Genomic DNA, 1,750 nt, shown 5'->3' on the forward strand with positions numbered 1-1,750 from the left:
AAATGGTGAGTGCGTGGGCAACTATGAATAAATTAGTGCTGGGACAAATAAAAGTAGATAAAAAATCAAATGAGATTACAGCAATTCCAGAGTTATTAAAGGTATTAGAACTGTCAGGATGTATTGTGACAATTGATGCAATTGGCTGTCAAAAAGAGATTGTGAAGCTAATAACACAGCAAAATGCAGATTATGTCATTGCGTTAAAGAAGAATCAAGGAAATCTTTATGATGAAGTCGAAAAACTATTCGCTTCCGGGATAGCCACAGGCTTTGAGGGGATTGAATACAGCACATATAAAACAGAAGAAACAGGGCATGGTCGTCATGAAATCCGCAATTACGTAATGTTATCTCGAATTGAATCTCGGCTTAACGCAGATTCAATTTGGTCAAACTTTAATAGTGTTGGCATGGTAGGATCTGTCCGTTCATTGAATGGTGAAACAACGGTTGAAACTCGCTATTTTATCAGTAGCCTTAAGTCAAATGCTAAACAGTTTGGTAATTCTATTCGCAGTCATTGGGGAATTGAAAATTCATTGCATTGGCTATTGGATATTGCTTTAAGAGAAGATGACTGTCGGATTAGAAAAGATAATGCTCCACAGAATTTTGCAATTCTCAGACATATTGCAGTCAATCTTTTAACTCAAGAGAAGCCTGTCAAACGTGGAATCAAAAATAAACAGTTTCTCGCGGCGATGGATAACAAATATTTACTAAGTATTTTAGCGTTAGCTTAAAATACTGCATCCAAACTTGAGCTTAATATTTTACATAAAAGTTTTATTTATTCTCTAGGTAGATATAATTTTGTGTATCCCATAATTGAATTATTTTAGTATTAATGATTAGTCATTCAGTTAAAGATAAGCTAACTCACATTTTAGGAAAATACTTGATTTACTTTACTTATCATACCAGCAATTTTTACAATTCTCTATGTCATTTTTAAACCTTCCCGAGTTTTTATTAGTAAATAAGATGCGTTTGCCCTGATTAACAGGGCTTTTCAACAAGTCTCTCTTCAAGATATTCATCACTGGTTTACTCATTGTTGCTATTGGATCACTGAATACGTAGAGCCAGTATCAGGTCTTCCAAGTAACTCTTGAATTCAGTAAATCAAACCTATAGTACACAAGTTCGTATCTCATTCAAATGCATACCGCTATAACTCGCCTCCTTTACGCAGAAAAATACCATAAGGGGTAAGTGCTGGACATTACTCTCTCAATATCCCTAGTTTTGGATCATTTTTTCCTTGGATTACTCTTAATTTAAATATCGACGGTAGCGAGGTCTATAAAATTCACCAAAACAAACCTTTTGACGTTCCTATCTGACGACGAGGCTGTGATATTCACGTTTATATAAAGCAAAACATTGATGTAATAAAGCTATAACGGACTGAAAATTCACGCTTCCCCCTTGTTTCGTCACCATAGTGCATAAACCATTGTTGCCTAGAAGCGGGCAGTGTGGGGAGTTTCAGGGGGAATCAAAAGTGGTTCCAAAATATTTTTGGAAAAAGAGTTGACACAAGGAGTTGTGTTCGTTATATTGAATAAGTGCCTGAAGCGGAGCGAACAAAAGCGACGCTTTAAGGTGAACCGAACCTTGAAAATATTATAGTTTGAAAGCGAAAAGACAGCAAGTAGTTTGCGTCAAGAAAATAAAGATAACTAAGCTGAAGTTAAAAAAGAGCAGCTATTGAGCTTACAAACGCTTCAAAACGGAGAGTTTG

The 1,750-nt window shown here is 35.7% G+C and carries 1 protein-coding gene; it reads left to right on the forward strand.

All coding sequences use genetic code 11. From position 1 onward, the window contains the following. Positions 1 to 746 (forward strand): ISAs1 family transposase (locus VE944_RS00520; RefSeq protein WP_324970852.1); only part of this gene is annotated, 746 nt, incomplete at its 5' end. Positions 747 to 1,750: the final 1,004 nt, after the last annotated feature.

The organism is Nostoc sp. (assembly GCF_035638895.1).
Lineage (GTDB): Bacteria > Cyanobacteriota > Cyanobacteriia > Cyanobacteriales > Nostocaceae > Nostoc.